Source organism: Rhodanobacter sp. OR87, from assembly GCF_000473345.1.
Classification (GTDB): domain Bacteria; phylum Pseudomonadota; class Gammaproteobacteria; order Xanthomonadales; family Rhodanobacteraceae; genus Rhodanobacter; species Rhodanobacter denitrificans.
This window is the reverse complement of record NZ_AXBJ01000008.1, coordinates 141,624-160,007: the sequence shown is the minus strand read 5'-3', so window position 1 is coordinate 160,007 and position 18,384 is coordinate 141,624. Positions and strand designations below refer to the sequence as shown.

At 64.9% G+C, this 18,384-nt stretch carries 13 protein-coding genes, 2 tRNA genes and 3 rRNA genes; 5 read left to right on the top strand and 13 right to left on the bottom strand.

Annotated elements, in window-relative coordinates; genetic code table 11:
- Positions 1 to 88: 88 nt before the first annotated feature.
- The 5 genes from rrf to RHOOR87_RS19140 all read right to left on the bottom strand — a co-directional run bounded on the left by rrf (position 89) and on the right by RHOOR87_RS19140 (position 5,455).
- A 5S ribosomal RNA gene (gene rrf, locus RHOOR87_RS0109740) occupies positions 89 to 202 on the bottom strand.
- Between the two features lie 250 nt (positions 203 to 452).
- A 23S ribosomal RNA gene (locus RHOOR87_RS0109735) occupies positions 453 to 3,332 on the bottom strand.
- Positions 3,333 to 3,535: 203 nt separating this feature from the next.
- A tRNA-Ala gene (locus RHOOR87_RS0109730) sits at positions 3,536 to 3,611 on the bottom strand.
- Between the two features lies 1 nt (position 3,612).
- Positions 3,613 to 3,689, bottom strand: a tRNA-Ile gene (locus tag RHOOR87_RS0109725).
- A gap of 221 nt (positions 3,690 to 3,910) precedes the next feature.
- Positions 3,911 to 5,455 (bottom strand): 16S ribosomal RNA (locus RHOOR87_RS19140).
- The 16S, 23S and 5S rRNA genes sit together here with 2 tRNA genes alongside, the layout of an rRNA operon.
- Positions 5,456 to 5,930: 475 nt before the next feature.
- On the opposite strand from RHOOR87_RS19140, the gene RHOOR87_RS0109715 reads away from it, so the two are divergent.
- A complete protein-coding gene (locus tag RHOOR87_RS0109715) occupies positions 5,931 to 6,362 on the top strand; it encodes a DUF192 domain-containing protein (protein ID WP_037114820.1) in 432 nt (143 codons plus the stop codon).
- A 219-nt stretch (positions 6,363 to 6,581) separates the two neighbouring features.
- Here RHOOR87_RS0109715 and RHOOR87_RS0109710 read toward each other — a convergent pair whose 3' ends face one another.
- Positions 6,582 to 6,776, bottom strand: coding sequence for a rubredoxin (locus RHOOR87_RS0109710; RefSeq protein ID WP_015446637.1), 195 nt, complete (start codon positions 6,774 to 6,776; stop codon positions 6,582 to 6,584).
- A gap of 112 nt (positions 6,777 to 6,888) precedes the next feature.
- On the opposite strand from RHOOR87_RS0109710, the gene thiE reads away from it, so the two are divergent.
- Both thiE and hemL read left to right on the top strand, forming a co-directional pair.
- The gene (thiE, locus tag RHOOR87_RS0109705) at positions 6,889 to 7,527 is read left to right on the top strand and encodes a thiamine phosphate synthase (RefSeq protein ID WP_027484906.1); all 639 of its coding nucleotides are present in this window, start codon (positions 6,889 to 6,891) and stop codon (positions 7,525 to 7,527) included.
- The gene (gene hemL, locus RHOOR87_RS0109700; protein ID WP_027484905.1) at positions 7,524 to 8,804 is read left to right on the top strand and encodes a glutamate-1-semialdehyde 2,1-aminomutase; all 1,281 of its coding nucleotides are present in this window, start codon (positions 7,524 to 7,526) and stop codon (positions 8,802 to 8,804) included. Before thiE ends, hemL begins: the two co-directional genes overlap by 4 nt.
- Here the strand turns inward: hemL and RHOOR87_RS0109695 are convergent, their stop codons facing one another.
- The 7 genes from RHOOR87_RS0109695 to RHOOR87_RS0109665 form a co-directional block, all read right to left on the bottom strand.
- Complete coding sequence (locus RHOOR87_RS0109695) at positions 8,805 to 9,224, bottom strand: VOC family protein (RefSeq protein WP_027484904.1); 420 nt, start codon at positions 9,222 to 9,224, stop codon at positions 8,805 to 8,807.
- Positions 9,225 to 9,248: 24 nt separating this feature from the next.
- Positions 9,249 to 10,475 carry an acetylornithine/succinylornithine family transaminase gene (locus tag RHOOR87_RS0109690; protein ID WP_015446636.1) on the bottom strand — a complete coding sequence of 409 codons (1,227 nt, stop codon included), beginning with the start codon at positions 10,473 to 10,475 and terminating at the stop codon, positions 9,249 to 9,251.
- Between the two features lie 538 nt (positions 10,476 to 11,013).
- Positions 11,014 to 12,420 carry a sigma-54 dependent transcriptional regulator gene (locus RHOOR87_RS0109685; protein ID WP_231381758.1) on the bottom strand — a complete coding sequence of 469 codons (1,407 nt, stop codon included), beginning with the start codon at positions 12,418 to 12,420 and terminating at the stop codon, positions 11,014 to 11,016.
- Positions 12,421 to 12,701: 281 nt separating this feature from the next.
- A complete protein-coding gene (locus RHOOR87_RS0109680) occupies positions 12,702 to 13,520 on the bottom strand; it encodes an NAD(P)-dependent oxidoreductase (RefSeq protein WP_027484902.1) in 819 nt (272 codons plus the stop codon).
- 45 nt (positions 13,521 to 13,565) lie between these two features.
- Entirely contained in the window at positions 13,566 to 14,174 is a 609-nt protein-coding gene (locus RHOOR87_RS0109675) for an LON peptidase substrate-binding domain-containing protein (protein WP_027484901.1), read from the bottom strand.
- A gap of 40 nt (positions 14,175 to 14,214) precedes the next feature.
- Complete coding sequence (mpl, locus tag RHOOR87_RS0109670) at positions 14,215 to 15,687, bottom strand: UDP-N-acetylmuramate:L-alanyl-gamma-D-glutamyl-meso-diaminopimelate ligase (RefSeq protein ID WP_027484900.1); 1,473 nt, start codon at positions 15,685 to 15,687, stop codon at positions 14,215 to 14,217.
- Positions 15,688 to 15,723: 36 nt separating this feature from the next.
- A complete protein-coding gene (locus RHOOR87_RS0109665) occupies positions 15,724 to 16,308 on the bottom strand; it encodes an adenylate kinase (RefSeq protein WP_027484899.1) in 585 nt (194 codons plus the stop codon).
- 189 nt (positions 16,309 to 16,497) lie between these two features.
- On the opposite strand from RHOOR87_RS0109665, the gene RHOOR87_RS0109660 reads away from it, so the two are divergent.
- Both RHOOR87_RS0109660 and RHOOR87_RS0109655 read left to right on the top strand, forming a co-directional pair.
- Positions 16,498 to 17,775 (top strand): 6-phosphofructokinase, encoded by a 1,278-nt coding sequence (locus tag RHOOR87_RS0109660; RefSeq protein WP_027484898.1) that lies wholly within the window; start codon positions 16,498 to 16,500, stop codon positions 17,773 to 17,775.
- A 160-nt stretch (positions 17,776 to 17,935) separates the two neighbouring features.
- Positions 17,936 to 18,373 (top strand): RcnB family protein, encoded by a 438-nt coding sequence (locus tag RHOOR87_RS0109655; protein WP_027484897.1) that lies wholly within the window; start codon positions 17,936 to 17,938, stop codon positions 18,371 to 18,373.
- Positions 18,374 to 18,384 lie beyond the last annotated feature (11 nt).

Here is an 18,384-nt window from a genome sequence, read left to right as displayed (position 1 = left end):
ACCAAAGCCCCCGAGCGTTGCCGTTGGGGGAGTGAGGCTGATAAAGACGAAGGCCTCCCCGGATGGGGAGGCCTTCTAAGGATAAAGCCCCTGGCGGTGACCTACTCTTGCATGGCAAAGCCACACTACCATCGGCGCATGCGCGTTTCACTTCTGAGTTCGGGATGGGATCAGGTGGGACCACGCCGCTATGGCCGCCAGGGAAGGGGTGGGAGCAGCGCTGACGCGCCGGCTCCGCATTTTTGAAGAGTCCGCCACGGATGGCGGGGTTTTGACTCTTCTTTTCGTGAGAGGGATCTCACGTGAGATAAATCGTAAACGAGTGACAAGCGTCGAGGTGAATTCGATATTTGGCAAGTGCCTTGGAACGATCGCTCTTTCGAAGGCTCCGGCCATGGATGGCCGGTAGCTTCGCAGAGGGACCTGCGTAAAACAAAGCCACTTGGGGTTATATGGTCAAGCCGCACGGCTCATTAGTATCAGTTAGCTGAACGCATTGCTGCGCTTCCACACCTGACCTATCAACCACCTGGTCTTGATGGTGCCTTAAGGAGAGTCAAGCTCTCGGGAGATCTCATCTTGGGGCGTGCTTCCCGCTTAGATGCTTTCAGCGGTTATCACTTCCGTTCATAGCTACCGGGCAATGCCTCTGGCGAGACAACCCGAACACCAGCGGAACGTCCACTCCGGTCCTCTCGTACTAGGAGCAGCCCCCCTCAAATCTCCAACGCCCACGACAGATAGGGACCGAACTGTCTCACGACGTTCTGAACCCAGCTCGCGTACCACTTTAAATGGCGAACAGCCATACCCTTGGGACCGGCTACAGCCCCAGGATGTGATGAGCCGACATCGAGGTGCCAAACACCGCCGTCGATATGAACTCTTGGGCGGTATCAGCCTGTTATCCCCGGAGTACCTTTTATCCGTTGAGCGATGGCCCTTCCATACAGAACCACCGGATCACTAAGACCTACTTTCGTACCTGCTTGATCCGTCGATCTCGCAGTCAAGCACGCTTATGCCTTTGCACACAGTGCGCGATGTCCGACCGCGCTGAGCGTACCTTCGTGCTCCTCCGTTACTCTTTGGGAGGAGACCGCCCCAGTCAAACTACCCACCATACACGGTCCCTGACCCGGATTACGGGCCGAGGTTAGAACGTCAAGCACTTCAGGGTGGTATTTCAAGGATGGCTCCATGCAAACTGGCGTCTGCACTTCAAAGCCTCCCACCTATCCTACACAGAAGAACTCAACGTTCAGTGTAAAGCTATAGTAAAGGTTCACGGGGTCTTTCCGTCTTGCCGCGGGAACGCTGCATCTTCACAGCGAATTCAATTTCACTGAGTCTCGGGTGGAGACAGCGCCGCTGTCGTTACGCCATTCGTGCAGGTCGGAACTTACCCGACAAGGAATTTCGCTACCTTAGGACCGTTATAGTTACGGCCGCCGTTTACTGGGGCTTCGATCAAGAGCTTCGCCTTGCGGCTGACCCCATCAATTAACCTTCCAGCACCGGGCAGGCGTCACACCCTATACGTCCACTTTCGTGTTTGCAGAGTGCTGTGTTTTTGATAAACAGTCGCAGCGGCCAGGTTACTGCGACCCTTCAATGCTCAGTCACGCACGTGACCACATCGAAGGGCGCACCTTCTCCCGAAGTTACGGTGCCATTTTGCCTAGTTCCTTCACCCGAGTTCTCTCAAGCGCCTTGGGATTCTCACCCTGCCTACCAGTGTCGGTTTACGGTACGGTTTTTCTACAGCTGAAGCTTAGTGGCTTTTCCTGGAAGCGTAGTATCGGTCACTTCGCCCAAAAGGGCTCGTCTCGGTGCTCGGCATAAAGGATCCCGGATTTGCCTAAGATCCATGCCTACCGCCTTTCCCCGGGACAACCAACGCCCGGTAGACCTAACTTTCTCCGTCCCCACATCGCACTGTAGAAAAGTGCTGGAATATTAACCAGCTTCCCATCGACTACGCATTTCTGCCTCGCCTTAGGGGCCGACTCACCCTGCGCCGATGAACGTTGCGCGAGGAAACCTTGGGCTTTCGGCGTGGGGGCTTTTCACCCCCATTATCGTTACTCATGTCAGCATTCGCACTTCCGATACCTCCAGCAGACTTTACAATCCACCTTCACAGGCTTACGGAACGCTCCTCTACCGCGTGCACTTGCGTGCACACCCCGAGCTTCGGTGCATAGCTTAGCCCCGTTAAATCTTCCGCGCAGACCGACTCGACCAGTGAGCTATTACGCTTTCTTTAAAGGATGGCTGCTTCTAAGCCAACCTCCTGGCTGTCTATGCCTTTCCACATCGTTTTCCACTTAGCTATGACTTTGGGACCTTAGCTGCGGGTCTGGGTTGTTTCCCTTTTCACGACGGACGTTAGCACCCGCCGTGTGTCTCCCGGATAGTCTGTCCTGGTATTCGGAGTTTGCCATGGTTTGGTAAGTCGCGATGACCCCCTAGCCATAACAGTGCTCTACCCCCAGGAAGATTCGTCCGAGGCGCTACCTAAATAGCTTTCGAGGAGAACCAGCTATCTCCGAGTTTGTTTAGCCTTTCACTCCTATCCTCAGCTCATCCCCATCTATTGCAACAGATGTGGGTTCGGTCCTCCAGTGCGTGTTACCGCACCTTCAACCTGGCCAAGGATAGATCACTCGGTTTCGGGTCTACTGCCAGAGACTATGCGCCCTATTCAGACTCGATTTCTCTTCGCCTCCCCTATACGGTTAAGCTTGCCACTGACAGTAAGTCGCTGACCCATTATACAAAAGGTACGCAGTCACCCTTGCGGGCTTCCACTGCTTGTACGTATACGGTTTCAGGGTCTATTTCACTCCCCTCTCCGGGGTTCTTTTCGCCTTTCCCTCACGGTACTAGTTCGCTATCGGTCAGTCAGGAGTATTTAGCCTTGGAGGATGGTCCCCCCATGTTCAGACAAGGTTTCACGTGCCCCGCCTTACTCAATTTCACACAAAGTGCCCTTTCGTCGACTGGGCTATCACCATCTATGGCCGGCCTTTCCATGCCGTTTGACTAGAACACAATGTGCTTTTGGGCTAGTCCCCGTTCGCTCGTCGCTACTCAGGGAATCTCGGTTGATTTCTTTTCCTCCGGGTACTTAGATATTTCAGTTCCCCGGGTTCGCCCTGCATGGCTATGTATTCACCATGCAGTACTCCTTGCGGAGTGGGTTTCCCCATTCGGACATTGCCGGATCAAAGCTTGTTGCCAGCTCCCCGACACTTTTCGCAGGCTGCCACGTCCTTCATCGCCTCTGACTGCCAAGGCATCCACCGTATACGCTTAGTCGCTTGACCATATAACCCCAAGTCGCCTCGGGGCATGCACCCTCCTCAGGTGCAGCCAAGTTACTTCGTTTTCGTGCCTTAACACTTGCCTCGGTTCGGTTCGAACCAAGACGCTTGTCACTCGTTTACTTGTTTTCAAAGAACGTCACACCGGCCTCAATGCCGGATGACTTCAAATCTTGTGTGTGCTGATACTTCACGCGGCGCTTGAGTGGTGGAGCCAGTCGGGATCGAACCGACGACCCCCTGCTTGCAAAGCAGGTGCTCTCCCAGCTGAGCTATGGCCCCATGGTGGGTCTGGGTGGACTCGAACCACCGGCCTCACCCTTATCAGGGGTGCGCTCTAACCACCTGAGCTACAGACCCATGAAAGGTGAACCCCAGAACCCGCGAGCCAAGCTACCTGGTCCCGCTTGACGTGGCCGTAAGCCTCGTTCGAAGCGGCTGTTGTGAAGAGTCCGGCCATGGATGGCCGGTCTTGATGTCTGCTCTTCGCAACAGGGACGTTGCGTAAAGCAAACCCTTCGCGTGAAGTACAGGTGTCTTGTGTGGACGTCTTGCGTGAAGACTCACGCCGTCGTTTCTTGAAAGGAGGTGATCCAGCCGCACCTTCCGATACGGCTACCTTGTTACGACTTCACCCCAGTCATGGACCACTCCGTGGGCGTCGTCCCCCTTGCGGTTAGACTAACGCCTTCTGGAGCAACCCACTCCCATGGTGTGACGGGCGGTGTGTACAAGGCCCGGGAACGTATTCACCGCGGCATAGCTGATCCGCGATTACTAGCGATTCCGACTTCATGGAGTCGAGTTGCAGACTCCAATCCGGACTGGGATCGGCTTTCTGGGATTGGCTCCACCTCGCGGTCTTGCAACCCTCTGTACCGACCATTGTAGTACGTGTGTAGCCCTGGCCGTAAGGGCCATGATGACTTGACGTCATCCCCACCTTCCTCCGGTTTGTCACCGGCAGTCTCCTTAGAGTTCCCACCATTACGTGCTGGCAACTAAGGACAAGGGTTGCGCTCGTTGCGGGACTTAACCCAACATCTCACGACACGAGCTGACGACAGCCATGCAGCACCTGTGTTCCGATTCCCGAAGGCACTCCCGCATCTCTGCAGGATTCCGGACATGTCAAGGCCAGGTAAGGTTCTTCGCGTTGCATCGAATTAAACCACATACTCCACCGCTTGTGCGGGCCCCCGTCAATTCCTTTGAGTTTCAGTCTTGCGACCGTACTCCCCAGGCGGCGAACTTAACGCGTTAGCTTCGACACTGATCTCCGAGTTGAGACCAACATCCAGTTCGCATCGTTTAGGGCGTGGACTACCAGGGTATCTAATCCTGTTTGCTCCCCACGCTTTCGTGCTTCAGCGTCAGTGTTGTCCCAGATGGCCGCCTTCGCCACTGATGTTCCTCCCGATCTCTACGCATTTCACCGCTACACCGGGAATTCCACCATCCTCTGACACACTCTAGCCACCCAGTATCCATCGCCATTCCCAGGTTGAGCCCGGGGATTTCACGACAGACTTAAGTAACCGCCTACGCACCCTTTACGCCCAGTAATTCCGATTAACGCTTGCACCCTTCGTATTACCGCGGCTGCTGGCACGAAGTTAGCCGGTGCTTATTCCTCAGGTACCGTCAGCCCCATAGGGTATTAACCCGTGGTATTTCGCTCCTGATAAAAGTGCTTTACAACCCGAAGGCCTTCTTCACACACGCGGCATTGCTGGATCAGGCTTGCGCCCATTGTCCAATATTCCCCACTGCTGCCTCCCGTAGGAGTCTGGGCCGTGTCTCAGTCCCAGTGTGGCTGATCATCCTCTCAGACCAGCTAGCGATCGTCGCCTTGGTGGGCCATTACCCCGCCAACTAGCTAATCGCACATCGGTTCGTCCTGCCGCGCGAGGCCCGAAGGTCCCCCGCTTTCTCCCGTAGGACGTATGCGGTATTAGTCCCGGTTTCCCGAGGTTATCCCCCACGTCAGGGTAGATCCCGATGCATTACTCACCCGTCCGCCACTCGCCACCCAAGGAGCAAGCTCCTCTGTGCTGCCGTTCGACTTGCATGTGTTAGGCATGCCGCCAGCGTTCAATCTGAGCCAGGATCAAACTCTTCACTTAAGTTTTCGATCAACCGAAGTCGATCTATCTTTCTGAAGCGTATGTTCCCAACCAATCAAAACTCATTACTGACTTTTTACTTGGTGGGACGCTTGCATTGCTTGGACAGGTCGCAACCCTCCAGCACAAGACGTCCACACAATTCACCTGCGCACACTGTCAAAGATCTTCACCTTGCCGACCACCGTTTCGGTGATCGCCCCGTGACCTTTCGTCCCGGGTGAGCCGCCCATTCTACATCGCTTTTTACGACCGTCAACACCCTCAGCCAACAAATTTTTCAGCGTGGGGTAGTGCGGAAGCCTTCGCGAAAGGGCGCCTCGTCGAAGGGGCGAGAATCATAGCGCCGAGCCGCACGTCTGGGAAGGGGGCGCGTGTACTTTTCTCGCGAAACGCTGCCGACTGGAGCGCTAGACTGCCCGCCACGTCTTCCCCTCTGCAACGAACCGCCACGATGACACGATGGATCGCTCCGATGCTGTTCCTGCTGGCCGGCTGTTCCGGCTCCGCTCCGGCGCAGCCCGGGATACCGGCGGTCGAGCTGCATGGGCAGCGTTTTTTGGTGGAGCGCGCCACCGACGATGCCGGTCGCCAGCGCGGCCTGATGATGCGCACCACGCTGGCGCCCGATCACGGCATGCTGTTCGTGTTTCCCCACACCGGGCCACAGGCGTTCTGGATGAAGAACACGCTGATACCGCTGGACATCCTGTATTTCGATACGGAGCGCCGACTGGTCTCGATGCAGCTGGATGTGCCGCCATGCAAGGCCGATCCCTGCCCGACCTATCCCAGCGACGCGCCGGCGATCTACGTGCTGGAGCTGTCTGCCGGCACGGCGCAGCGCATCGGGGCGAAGCCGGGCGACGTGTTGAAGATCGACGGCGAGATCGGGCCCGTGCGCTGAACGGCTTCACGCGGCGCGTCGAGCATGCCGACACGATAGGGAATCAGGTTTTCGGGACGCAGGTTTTCCAGTGCGTCCCAGTCGTCTTCGAACGGAATGAACTGTTGCATGGGATGTTCCCCGTATGGCGCGCTGCGTAGTCAGGCGCAGGAACATCAGAACAGGCGGCCCGGCCAATGCACTGACGGGATCGGGCCGTTTGCAGGCAGGAATCGGCGTTCAGTCGATCTCGATCATCTCGAAATCATCCTTGGTGGTACCGCAGTCCGGGCAGGTCCAGGTGTCGGGCACGTCCTCCCAGCGGGTACCGGCGGGAATGCCTTCCTCCGGCACGCCCGCGGCTTCGTCGTAAATGTAGCCGCAGACGACGCACATCCATTTGCGCAAGGCGGTTTCGGTGGAACTCTGGCTCATGATCGGGTTTCTTCGGGTCGCCTGGGGAATGGAGCATTCTCGCAACTCGACCGACAATACGAAAGCGCGGCGATACCGCCGCACCTCTGTCCTGACCCCCGAGGCAACGAAGATGCCGACACTCCTACCGGGCCGCGGCCTGTACGCCATCACCGACGGGCCGCGCGCCGATCTGCTTGACGTCGTCGCACAGGCGCTGGCCGGTGGCGTGAAGCTGCTGCAGTACCGCGATCTGAGCAACGACACGGCGCGCCGCCGCGCCGAGGCAACGGCGCTCGCGCAGCTGTGCCGCGCCCACCGCGTGCCGCTGATCATCGACCACGACATCGCGCTGGCCCAGGCGGTCGGCGCCGATGGCGTGCACCTGGGCCGGGACGACGACGACCCCGCTGCCGTGCGCGCGATGCTGGGCGCGCAGGCGATCATCGGCATGTCGTGTTACGGCTCGCTGCCGCGCGCACAGGCCGCTGCGCGTGCCGGCGCCAGCTACGTGTCGTTCGGTGCGTTCTTTCCTTCGCCGACCAAGCCGCTGGCGCCACGCGTCCCGATCGACCTGCTGAGGCAAAGCGCCGCGCTGGGCGTGCCGCGGGTGGCGATCGGCGGGATCACGCCGGACAATGGCGCCTCGCTGGTCGAGGCCGGCGCCGAGTACCTGGCGGCCATCACTGCCCTGTTCGCCGCCCCCGACGTGCGCGCCGCCGCACAGCGTTTCGCCGACCTGTACCCCTCCGATCGAGAATCCGCACGATGAGCAACCACGAACTCTTCCAGCGCGCCCAGAAGCTGATGCCTGGCGGCGTGAACTCACCGGTGCGCGCGTTCAAGTCGGTGGGCGGCGAGCCGTTCTTCACCGCGCGGGCAGACGGCGCCTGCCTGTGGGATGTGGAAGGCACGCGCTACATCGACTACGTCGGCTCGTGGGGTCCGATGATCGTGGGCCACAACCACCCGGCGGTGCGCGAAGCGGTCGAGCGCGCGGTGAAGGACGGCCTGTCGTTCGGCACGCCCTGTCCGGCCGAAGTGACGATGGCCGAGACCATCACCCGGCTGATTCCGTCGGTCGAGATGGTGCGCATGGTCAACTCCGGCACCGAGGCCACGATGTCGGCGATCCGCCTCGCGCGCGGCGCCACCGGCCGCAGCAAGATCGTGAAGTTCGAGGGCTGCTACCACGGCCACGGCGACAGCTTCCTGGTCAAGGCCGGCTCCGGCGCACTGACCTTCGGCGTGCCGACCTCGCCGGGCGTGCCGAAGGCGAATGCCGACCTCACCCTGACCCTGCCGTACAACGACCTCGACGCCGCGAAGGCATTGTTCGCCGAACAGGGCAACGAAATCGCCGGCCTGATCATCGAGCCGGTCGCCGGCAACATGAACTGCATCCCGCCAGTCGACGGCTACCTGCAAGGCCTGCGCGAACTGTGCACGCGCCACGGCGCGCTGCTGATCTTCGACGAGGTGATGACCGGTTTTCGCGTGGCGCTCGGCGGCGCGCAGGCGCATTACGGCGTGGCGCCGGACCTCACCACGTTCGGCAAGATCATCGGCGGCGGCATGCCGGTGGGCGCCTACGGCGGCCGCCGCGAGCTGATGGAGCAGATCGCTCCGGCCGGACCGATCTACCAGGCCGGCACGCTCTCCGGCAACCCGGTGGCGATGGCGGCGGGCCTGGCGATGCTGGAGCTGATCCAGGCGCCCGGCTTCCACGACCAGCTGGCCGCGCGCACCCGCCTGCTCTGCGACGGCCTGCAGTCGGTGGCCGACGGCGAGGGGGTGGCATTCAGCAGCAACCGCGTCGGTGGCATGTTCGGCCTGTTCTTCAGCGCCGAAGAAGTGCGCAGCTACGCGCAGGCCACCGCGGCGGACACGGCACTGTTCAACCGCTTCTTCCACGGCATGCTGAAGCGCGGGGTGTACCTGGCGCCTTCGGCGTTCGAAGCCGGCTTCCTGTCCAGCGCGCACACCGACCAGCACATCGCCGACACGCTGGAAGCCGCGCGCGGCGCCCTGCGCGACGCGAAGGGCTGATTACCAGCTGCCGGTATTGGGCATCGACGCCCACGGCTCGCGCGGCGGCAGGTGGCCTTCCTGCAGCAGCTCGATCGAGATCAGGTCGGGCGAACGCACGAAGGCCATGTGGCCGTCACGCGGCGGGCGGTGGATGGTGCAACCCATCGCCTGCAGACGCGCGCAGGTGGCGTAGATGTCCTCCACGCGGAAGGCCAGGTGGCCGAAGTTGCGCGCGCTGCCGTAGTCCTCGGTCGAGCCCCAGTTCCAGGTGAGCTCGATCTCGGCCTCGGGGCTGTCCGGCGCGGCGAGGAACACCAGCGTGTACTTGCCCGCGGGGTTTTCCTGGCGGCGCACCTCGCGCAGGCCGAGGCCTTCGCAGTAGAAACGCAGCGAGGCGTCAAGGTCGCGCACGCGCACCATGCTGTGCAGGTATTTCATCCAGGATGCTCCTGATGGGCGGGCTCAGCCTGCCGCAAAATCGCTCAACGCCGCGTGCAGGCGCGCGAGGCCGTCGGCCAGTTCCTCGTCAGTGATGGTCAGCGGCGGCACGAAGCGCAGCACGTCCGGCCCGGCCTGCAGCAGCAGCAAGCCGCGGGTGGCGGCGTGATCGAGGACCGCGCCGGCCTTGCCCTTGTACGCATCGGCCAGCACCGCGCCGATCATCAGCCCGCGGCCGCGCACTTCGGCAAACAACTGCAGCTCGTGATTGATCCGCGCCAACCCCGCGCGCAGGTCGTTCGCCTGCCGTTCCACGTTCATCAGCACCGCCGGCGAAGACAGCTTGGCCAGCGCGACACGCGCCACCGCGGCGGCCATCGGGTTGCCGCCGAAGGTGGTGCCGTGGGCGCCGTACTGCATCACCTCGGCCACCTTCGGCCCGGCCAGCATCGCGCCGATCGGGAAGCCGCCGCCGAGCGCCTTGGCCAAGGTCACGATGTCCGGCCTGACGTTCTCGTGGGCATGCGCGAACAGCGTGCCGGTGCGGCCCATGCCACACTGGATCTCGTCCAGCACCAGCAGCGCGTCATGCTGGTCGCACAGCTCGCGCACGCGCTTCAGGAAACCCGGCGCGGCGGGCAGCACGCCGCCTTCGCCCTGCACCGGCTCCAGCATCACCGCCGCGACGTCGCCTGCGGCGAAGGTCGCCTCCAGCGCCTGCGCGTCGTTGAAATCGAGGTGGCGGAAACCCGCCGGCAGCGGCTCGTAGCCCTGCTGGTACTTCGCCTGCGCGGTGGCAGTGACGGTGGCCAATGTGCGGCCGTGGAACGAGCCATTGAAGGTGACGATGACGCGCCGCTCCGGCGCCCGGCCCTGCGTCGCCGCCCACTTGCGCACCAGCTTGATTGCCGCCTCGTTCGCCTCGGCGCCGGAGTTGCACAGGAACACGCGCTCGGCGAACCCCGAGGCGTGCACCAGTTCCTCGGCCAGCCGTAGCGGGGGCTCGGTGTAGAACACGTTGCTGCTGTGCCACAGCTTGTGCGCCTGCGCGGTCAGCGCAGCGAGCAGGTCCGGATCCTGGTGGCCAAGCGCGTTGACCGCGATGCCGGCGCCGAAATCCACGTAGTCGCGCCCTTCGGTATCCCACACCCGCGCACCCTTGCCGTGGTCGAGCACCAGCTCGCGCGGCTTGTACACCGGCAGCCAGTAACGCTTGCCGAGTTCAACCAGGCCGGGAGGGTGTTTGTACATGGTGATTCTCGGGAGCGCCGCGTGGCGCAGGTGAAAGCGCAGGCGCGCATCGTAGAACCACGCTGCACTGCACACAATCGCAAAGAACGCTGTAACACTGCTGCACGAACTGTATCGCCGCCGTTACACCCGCCGCCGCGCAGCACCAGTCCGCGCTCCCGCGCGCAACCGAGGGCAGCCATCGCACCACGCTGTATCCGAAGTGACACGTCGCTCCGCTGCTGGTCCTGGATCGCAAGGCACAAAACGCGTCGCCACGGCCCTTCTTCGGCATGGCACGGGGATTGCTCGCGATTCGTGAGAATACGATGGGGAACGCCTTGGCCTCCGAGCCGCCGGCATCATCGACGACCGGTTACTGGCCCTGGCTGCGACGATCCCGTGACGCGAATAGCCGCGCAAGCGGCGAACGAGGGCGGTAACCCGGCGACCCTGTAGCCGGGCAGCAAAGGAACCCCCCGGCCCGTCCCCTGCGGGTCGGGGGGATTTCCTTCGCCCAACCCGCAACCGACGGAACCCGCGTTGCGCACCCGGCGCCCTACACGTTCTGGGCTGCCGCCGGCGGGCCGCGCCGCTGCATGCCGGCTGCCGGCCGGCCACCGTGCGGCGACGCGAGCTTGCGCAGGTGCTCCAGCTCCAGCCCGAGCTTCCGGCACAGGCGATACACGGTGACCCGCGAGACGTCGAGCCGGCGCGCGCATTCGCTGATGTTGTACCCGCTCTCGCGCAGACAGTTCAGCACCGCCTCGCGCTCGGCCGACACGCGGGTAAGGTCGAGGCTGCCGTGGGCGCCGAACGCCGCCGGCGCCACCTCCAGGTCCAGGTCGGCGGCACCGATCAGGCTGCCTTCGGCGACCACCGCCGCCCGCTGCACGCGGTTGAGCAACTCGCGCACGTTGCCGGGCCAGGCGAACGCGCGCATCGCCCGCCGCGCATCGCGGCCGAACGCGTGGGCACGGCAGGGGTGCCGCGCGCAGAACGCGTCGAGGAAATGCTGCGCGAGCCACTCGACGTCGCCGCCGCGCTCGCGCAACGCCGGCATGCGCAGGCGCAGCACGTTGAGCCGGTAGTACAGATCCTCGCGGAAGCGTCCCTGCGCGACAGCGGCCTCCAGGTCGACGTGGGTAGCAGCCAGCACGCGCACGTCCAGTCGTATCGGCTGGGTCGAGCCCACGCGCACCAGCGTGCCCTCCTGCAGCAGCCGCAACAGGCTGGTCTGGGCGTCCGGCGGCAGGTCGCCCACCTCGTCCAGGAACACGATGCCGCCGGCGGCCGCCTCAAAGTGACCGATGCGCCGCGCGATCGCTCCGGTGAAGGCGCCGCGCTCGTGACCGAACAGCTCGGACTGCACCAGGTTCGATGGCAGCGCGCCACAGTTGATCGCCACGAACGGCCGTTCGCGGCGCGCGGACAGGCCGTGCAGCGCGCGGGCCGCCACCTCCTTGCCGCTGCCGGTTTCGCCGGTGATCAGCACCGGAAGATCCACCGGCGCGTACTTGCACAGGCTGGTCGCGATGGCGCGCATCGCCGCACTGTGCGCCCCCGGGATGCCGGGCACGTCCGTGCCTTCCGCCGGCTGCGCCTGGCCATCGGCGATCTTCGCCAGCACGTCGAGCAGACACCCGCAATCGAACGGCACGGTGAGGAAGGCCGTGCTGGCCCGCAGGATGCGTTCCGCCCCGGGCGCGTCCGCCGCGGGGTCGCGGGGAACCAGGGCAAGCCACGGCAGCCACGGATAGTCGGCCATCAGCCGATCCATCGCCTGCACCGTCTGCGCACCGCCGCAGCGCAGGTCGGCCAGCGCCACCACGATGTCGTCGCGGCGCGTGCCGACGCCCTCCTGCAACTGCGCGTCGCCGATCCGCACCAGCCAGCCCTCCTCGACCAGCGCGGCGCACTCACCGTCGGTCGGGCTGCCGAACCAGACCACGCAACGCCTGGGCATCTGTCTATTGTTCATCTTGTGGCCCCTTGCCCCACGCCGACGTACGTCCGGGACGCGGCACGTCGTGGGTAGTTGGCCGATCCCGCGACTACGGTCGCCGCATCCTGCGTCCCCGATACTCCGAAAACATGATGCAAGTCACGGAATATACGCGCAGGAAAACGCGCGGATTGTGAAGAAGCGGGCACTGCTCGCCGCTGCCTGCAGTCCGTGCATCAGCCATGCCTCGCGGCGTGCCGGCAATGCACCGGCGCAATCGCAGGACCTGCGCCCGTCGATCCTCAACCCAGGAACAGGTCCGGCAGCAAGCGGGCGCCTGGCTGCACGGCGTAGCAGTCGAAATCGGCGACCCCGGCTTCGCGCAGGATCTCCTCGTCGATCGCGAAATGGCCGGTGTAACCGCGTGCCGGGCGGGTCAGGATGACATGGGCGGCGTCGGCCACGATCTCCGGCTTGCGGCAGTACTCGGCCCTCACGCCGTCGATCATGCCGATCGCCGCGGTGGCGATCACTGTACGCGGCCACAGCGCGTTCACCGCGATGCCCAGCGGGGCGAATTCCGGGCTCATGCCCAGCACGCACAGGCTCATGCCCATCTTGGCGATGGTGTAGGCGGTGTGCGGCGCGAACCATTTCGGGTCGAGGCTGGGTGGCGGCGACAGCATCAGCACGTGCGGATTGGCCGCCTTCTTCAGGTACGGCAGGCAGGCCTGGGTGACCAGGAAGGTGCCGCGGGTATTGACCTGGTGCATCAGGTCGAAGCGCTTCATCGGCGTGCCTTCGGTGCCGGCCAGCCAGATCGCGCTGGCGTTGTTGACCACGATGTCGATGCCGCCGAAACGTTCGGCCGCCTGCGCCGCGGCAGCCACCACCTGGGCCTCCTCGCGGATGTCCACCTGCAGCGCCAGCGCCCTGCCGCCGGCCGCCTCGACCGCCGCCGCGGCGGTATGGATGGTGCCGGGCAACTTCGGATTCGGCACGCCGCTCTTGGCCGCGATCACGATGTTGGCGCCGTCTCGCGCCGCGCGCAGCGCGATCGCCAGGCCGATGCCGCGCGAAGCGCCGCTGATGAACAAGGTTTTGCCGGCAAGGTCGGCCATGTGCGTCACTCCGTCAGGAAGGTGCCCAGTGTAGAACCCGCCCGGTCAGGGCTTCTGGAAGCGCGGCAGGATGTCGCGCAGCTCGGCCAGCCGCTGCGTCGGGTCGTGCAGTTCGAGCATGCGTTGCTGCTCGCCGGTATCCAGCGGCAGCAGTTCGGCCAGCCGGAAACCCAGCCAGCTGGCGTCGTCGTAGGCGCTGCGCGGCGCATCGCGCCAGTGCGGCGCCATGGTCTCGATCAACCGTTCCAGGATGGTCTGCAGCAGGGCAAACTCCACCGGCACCGGTTGTGCCGGCTCGCCCGACCAGAGCTCCACGTCGCCGCGCAGCAGGCCGTCGGAACGCACTCGGCTGCGCACCACCCGGAAACGCGAACCGCCTTCGGCGACGATGCCGAGCAGGCCGTCGTCGTCGCGATGGAAATCGCTGATCCGCGCGATCGTGCCGATCGCCGCCGGCACCGCCGGCTCGCCGGTTTCCCGTCCCTCGAGGATCAGGCACACGCCAAAGCCGGTGCCATGGCGCGTGCATTCACGCACCAGATCGAGATAGCGCGGCTCGAAGATGCGCAACTGCAGCTGGCCCCCGGGAAACAGCACGGAACCCAGCGGAAACAGCGGTATCTCGACGAGTGGCGGCTGCGCGTGGACGACCATGCGGCGAGTGTACCCAGAAGCCGCGGCGGCCACGACCCGATCAGGCCTGCCGCAGGCTCTCCACGAAGCGGCGCGGCGCCGCCTCGAAACCGCCGTTGGACATGAAGATCACCTGGTCGCCCGCCCGGACCTGTGCGCGCAGCGCGGCGATCAATGCATCGACGGTCGGTGCCGTGCCGCCGCGCCCGCCGAGTGCCGCGGTGACGCGACCGGCATCCCACGGCAACTCGGAGCGATGCAGGAACACCACCGCATCGGCGTCGGCCAGCGACGGCGCCAGCGCCTCCGCATGCGCGCCCTGCCGCATCGAGTTGGAGCGAGGCTCCAGCGCCACCAGGATGCGCGCGTCGCCGACCTTCGCGCGCAGCCCGGCCAGAGTGGTGGCGATCGCGGTGGGGTGGTGGGCGAAGTCGTCGTACACGCGCACGCCGTTCACTTCGCCGACCAGTTCCATCCGTCGCTTCACGCTCTCGAAGCTGGCGAACGCCGGCAGCAGCGCACGCGGATCGGCGCCTGCGGCCGTCGCCGCGGCGAGCGCGGCCAGCGCGTTCATCACGCTGTGGTGGCCCAGCAGCGACCAGCGCACCTCGCCGAGCCGCTCGCCGCCGCGGTGCACCGCGAAGGCCGAGCCGTCCGCCTCGATCAGCGTGGCCTGCCAGTCGCCGCGGCCGATGCCAAAAGTCTCCACCGGCGTCCAGCAGCCCATCGCCAGCACCTCGGCGAGGCGCTCGTCATGCGCGTTGACGATCAGCCGGCCGTTGCCCGGCACGGTGCGCACCAGGTGATGGAACTGGCGCTGGATCGCGGCCACGTCGGGGAAGATGTCCGCGTGGTCGTACTCGAGGTTGTTGAGGATCGCGATGCGCGGGCGGTAGTGCACGAACTTCGAGCGCTTGTCGAAGAACGCGGTGTCGTACTCGTCCGCTTCAATCACAAATGGCGCCGCCACCGGCGGCACGACACTCCGTTCTGCCGCCGGCGACCCTTGGGGAGTCCCCTTGCGGATGAGAAGGTGGCGCGCAGCGCCGGATGAGGGTCCGGGGCTCGCGTAGGCCTGCTTGCCCCCCAGCCGCGCGGAGACACCAAAATTGCCCGGCACACCGCCGACCAGAAACCCCGGCGCCATCCCCGCACTCTCCAGCAAATGCGCCAGCAGGCTGGTGGTGGTGGTCTTGCCGTGGGTGCCGGCCACGGCCAGCACGTCGCGCTCGGCCAGCACCGTCTCGCCCAGCCACTGCGGGCCGGAGATGTAGCGCAGGCGCGCGTCGAGCATGTACTCGACGGCCGGATTGCCGCGGCTCATCGCGTTGCCGACCACGGCCAGATCGGGGGCCGGCTGCAGGTGTTCGGCGGCGTAGCCGCTCATCAGACCGATGCCGAGCGCCTCCAGCTGGGTGCTCATCGGCGGGTAGACGTTGGCGTCGGAACCTTCGACCGCATGGCCCAGCTCGCGCGCGAGCGCGGCGACGCCGCCCATGAAGGTACCGCAGATGCCGAGGATGTGCAGACGCATGGCGGGCGCTTCCCTCTCCGGGCGCGGGAAGCGGACTCAGCCGTTCGCGGCGGCGGCTTCGTTCTGCAGCGCGCGTTCGATCCGCGCGGTGACCTCGGCCAGTTCACCGACGCCGTCCACCACCTGCAGCTTGCCGCGGCCGGCATAGAAATCCGCTACCGGCGCGGTCTGCTCGGCATAGATGGCCAGGCGCTTGCGCACGGTGTCCGGGTTGTCGTCGGCGCGGCCCTCCGCCTTGAAGCGGATTTCGCAGCGGCCGATGATCGCCTGGTTCGGCACCTCCAGCTTCACCACCGCGTCCAGCGGCTGGCCGAGCTTGGCCAGCAGGTGGTCGAGCGCGTCGGCCTGGGCCAGGTTGCGCGGGTAGCCGTCGAGGATGAAGCCGGCCTTCGCGTCGGCCTGGGCCAGGCGCTCTTCCAGCATGCCGAGCAGGATGTCGTCGGAGACCAGCTGGCCGGCGTCCATCACCGCCTTGGCCTTGAGCCCCATCGCGGTGCCCGCGGCGACGGCGGCGCGCAGCATGTCGCCGGTCGAGATATGCGGAACGCCCAGCGCCGTTTTCAGCCGGGCCGCCTGCGTACCTTTGCCCGAACCGGGCGCACCAAGTAGGACGAGTCGCATAATGCTCCACGAGTTCGGCGGGCCGCCGCACGCTGCAGCAGCCCGCCCGATGCACGAAATTGCCGTCAAATTAGCCGCTGCACCGGGTGCCGTCAAACAGCGACCTTCGTCGCACCCGGCCAAGTATTTGTTGCATAAAAAGATTTGCCGGCACCGTCGCCACGCTTCCACTGCCCGATCGAGGATCCCATGAGCCCGAGCCGCCATTCCCCCGCCGTCACCGGCAACCTGCTGTACGCCCAGTCCGGCGGCGTCACCGCGGTGATCAACGCCACCGCCGCCGGCGTGATCGAGGCCGCCCGCGGCAAGGGCGTGAAGGTGTATGCCGCGCGCAACGGCATCCTCGGCGCGCTGCGCGAGGAGCTGATCGACACCTCGAAGGAATCGGCCGCCGCGATCGCCGCGCTGCGCCACACCCCCGGCGGCGCGTTCGGCTCGTGCCGCTACAAGCTGAAATCGCTGGAGGACAACCGCGCCGAATACGAGCGGCTGATCGAGGTGTTCCGCGCCCACGACATCCGCTGGTTCCTCTACAACGGCGGCAACGATTCGGCCGATACCGCGCTGAAGATCTCGCAGCTGGGCAAGACGATGGGCTACGACATCCGCTGCATCGGCGTGCCGAAGACGGTGGACAACGACCTCGCCGTCACCGACTGCTGCCCCGGCTTCGGCTCGGTGGCGAAGTACACCGCGATCTCCACGCTGGAGGCCAGCCTTGACGTGGCCTCGATGGCCGAGACCTCGACCAAGGTGTTCATCCTCGAAGTGATGGGCCGCCACGCCGGCTGGATCGCCGCGGCCGCCGGACTGGCCGGCGAAGGTGCGGACGCGCCGCCGCACATCATCCTGTTCCCCGAGAACGCGTTCGACGAAGCGGCGTTCCTGGCAAAGGTGAAGGCCACCGTCGAGCGCGTGGGCTGGTGCACCGTGGTCGCCTCCGAAGGCGTGCGCAACGCGGCCGGCCAGTTTCTCGCCGAGGCGGGCACGCGCGACGCGTTCGGCCACAGCCAGCTCGGCGGCGTGGCGCCGGTGCTGGCCGCGCTGGTCAAGGAAAGGCTCGGCTACAAATATCACTGGGCGCTGCCCGACTACCTGCAGCGCTCGGCACGGCATGCCGCCTCGCAGGTCGATGCCGAACAGGCTTACGCGGTCGGCAAGGCCGCGGTCGACTACGCGCTGGTCGGCATGAACGCGGTGATGCCGGTGATCGTGCGCACGTCCGACGCGCCGTACCGCTGGAAGATCGAGCCGGCGCCGCTGGCGAAGATCGCCAACCGCGAGAAGAAGATGCCGAAGAACTTCATCAGCCGCGACGGCTTCGGCATCACCGCCGCCGCCCGCCGCTACCTCGCCCCGCTGATCCGCGGCGAGGCGCCGCTGCCGTACGGCAAGGATGGCCTGCCGCGCTATGTGCGGCTGAAGAACACCGCGGTGACGAAGAAGCTGGCGGCATTCGGGCGCTGAGTTCCACGGCTACCGTGACCGGCTTCACCGTGCTGAGCGCCACCTGAAAACCGGGGCGCCCGCATGGGCTTGCGTTCAGCCGCAGCTTCTTACGCTCCATCCTGCCCGGGTCGATCGCCGTGCTGTCGCGGCCACGACCCTCCACGGGAGGAGACTTGAGATGAAACTCATCCACCGCCTGCTCATTGCCCTCGCCCTGCTCGGCACCGGCAGCATCGCGCTGGCCGCCCCCGGCCCCGGTCCGGGCGACCACGGCCGATACGACCACGACCGGGGTCACGACCGTGGCCACGACCGCCGCCATGACGACCGCCGCTGGCACGACGACCGCCGCCACGGCGACTGGCGCCGGCATGATGACCGCCGCTACGGCTACAGACACCGCGATTACCGCTACGCCGGCCCGCGCTATTACCCGGTGCGCCACCATCGCTGGGAACGCGGCCACCGCTACTACGGTCCGACCTACGTCGTGCGCGATTACCGCTACTACCGCCTGCGCCCGCCGCCGCGCGGCTACCACTGGGTGCGTGCGGACAACGATTACCTGCTGGTCGCGATCGCCACCGGCATCATCTTGGACTACGCCCTGCGCTGAGTCCGCACACC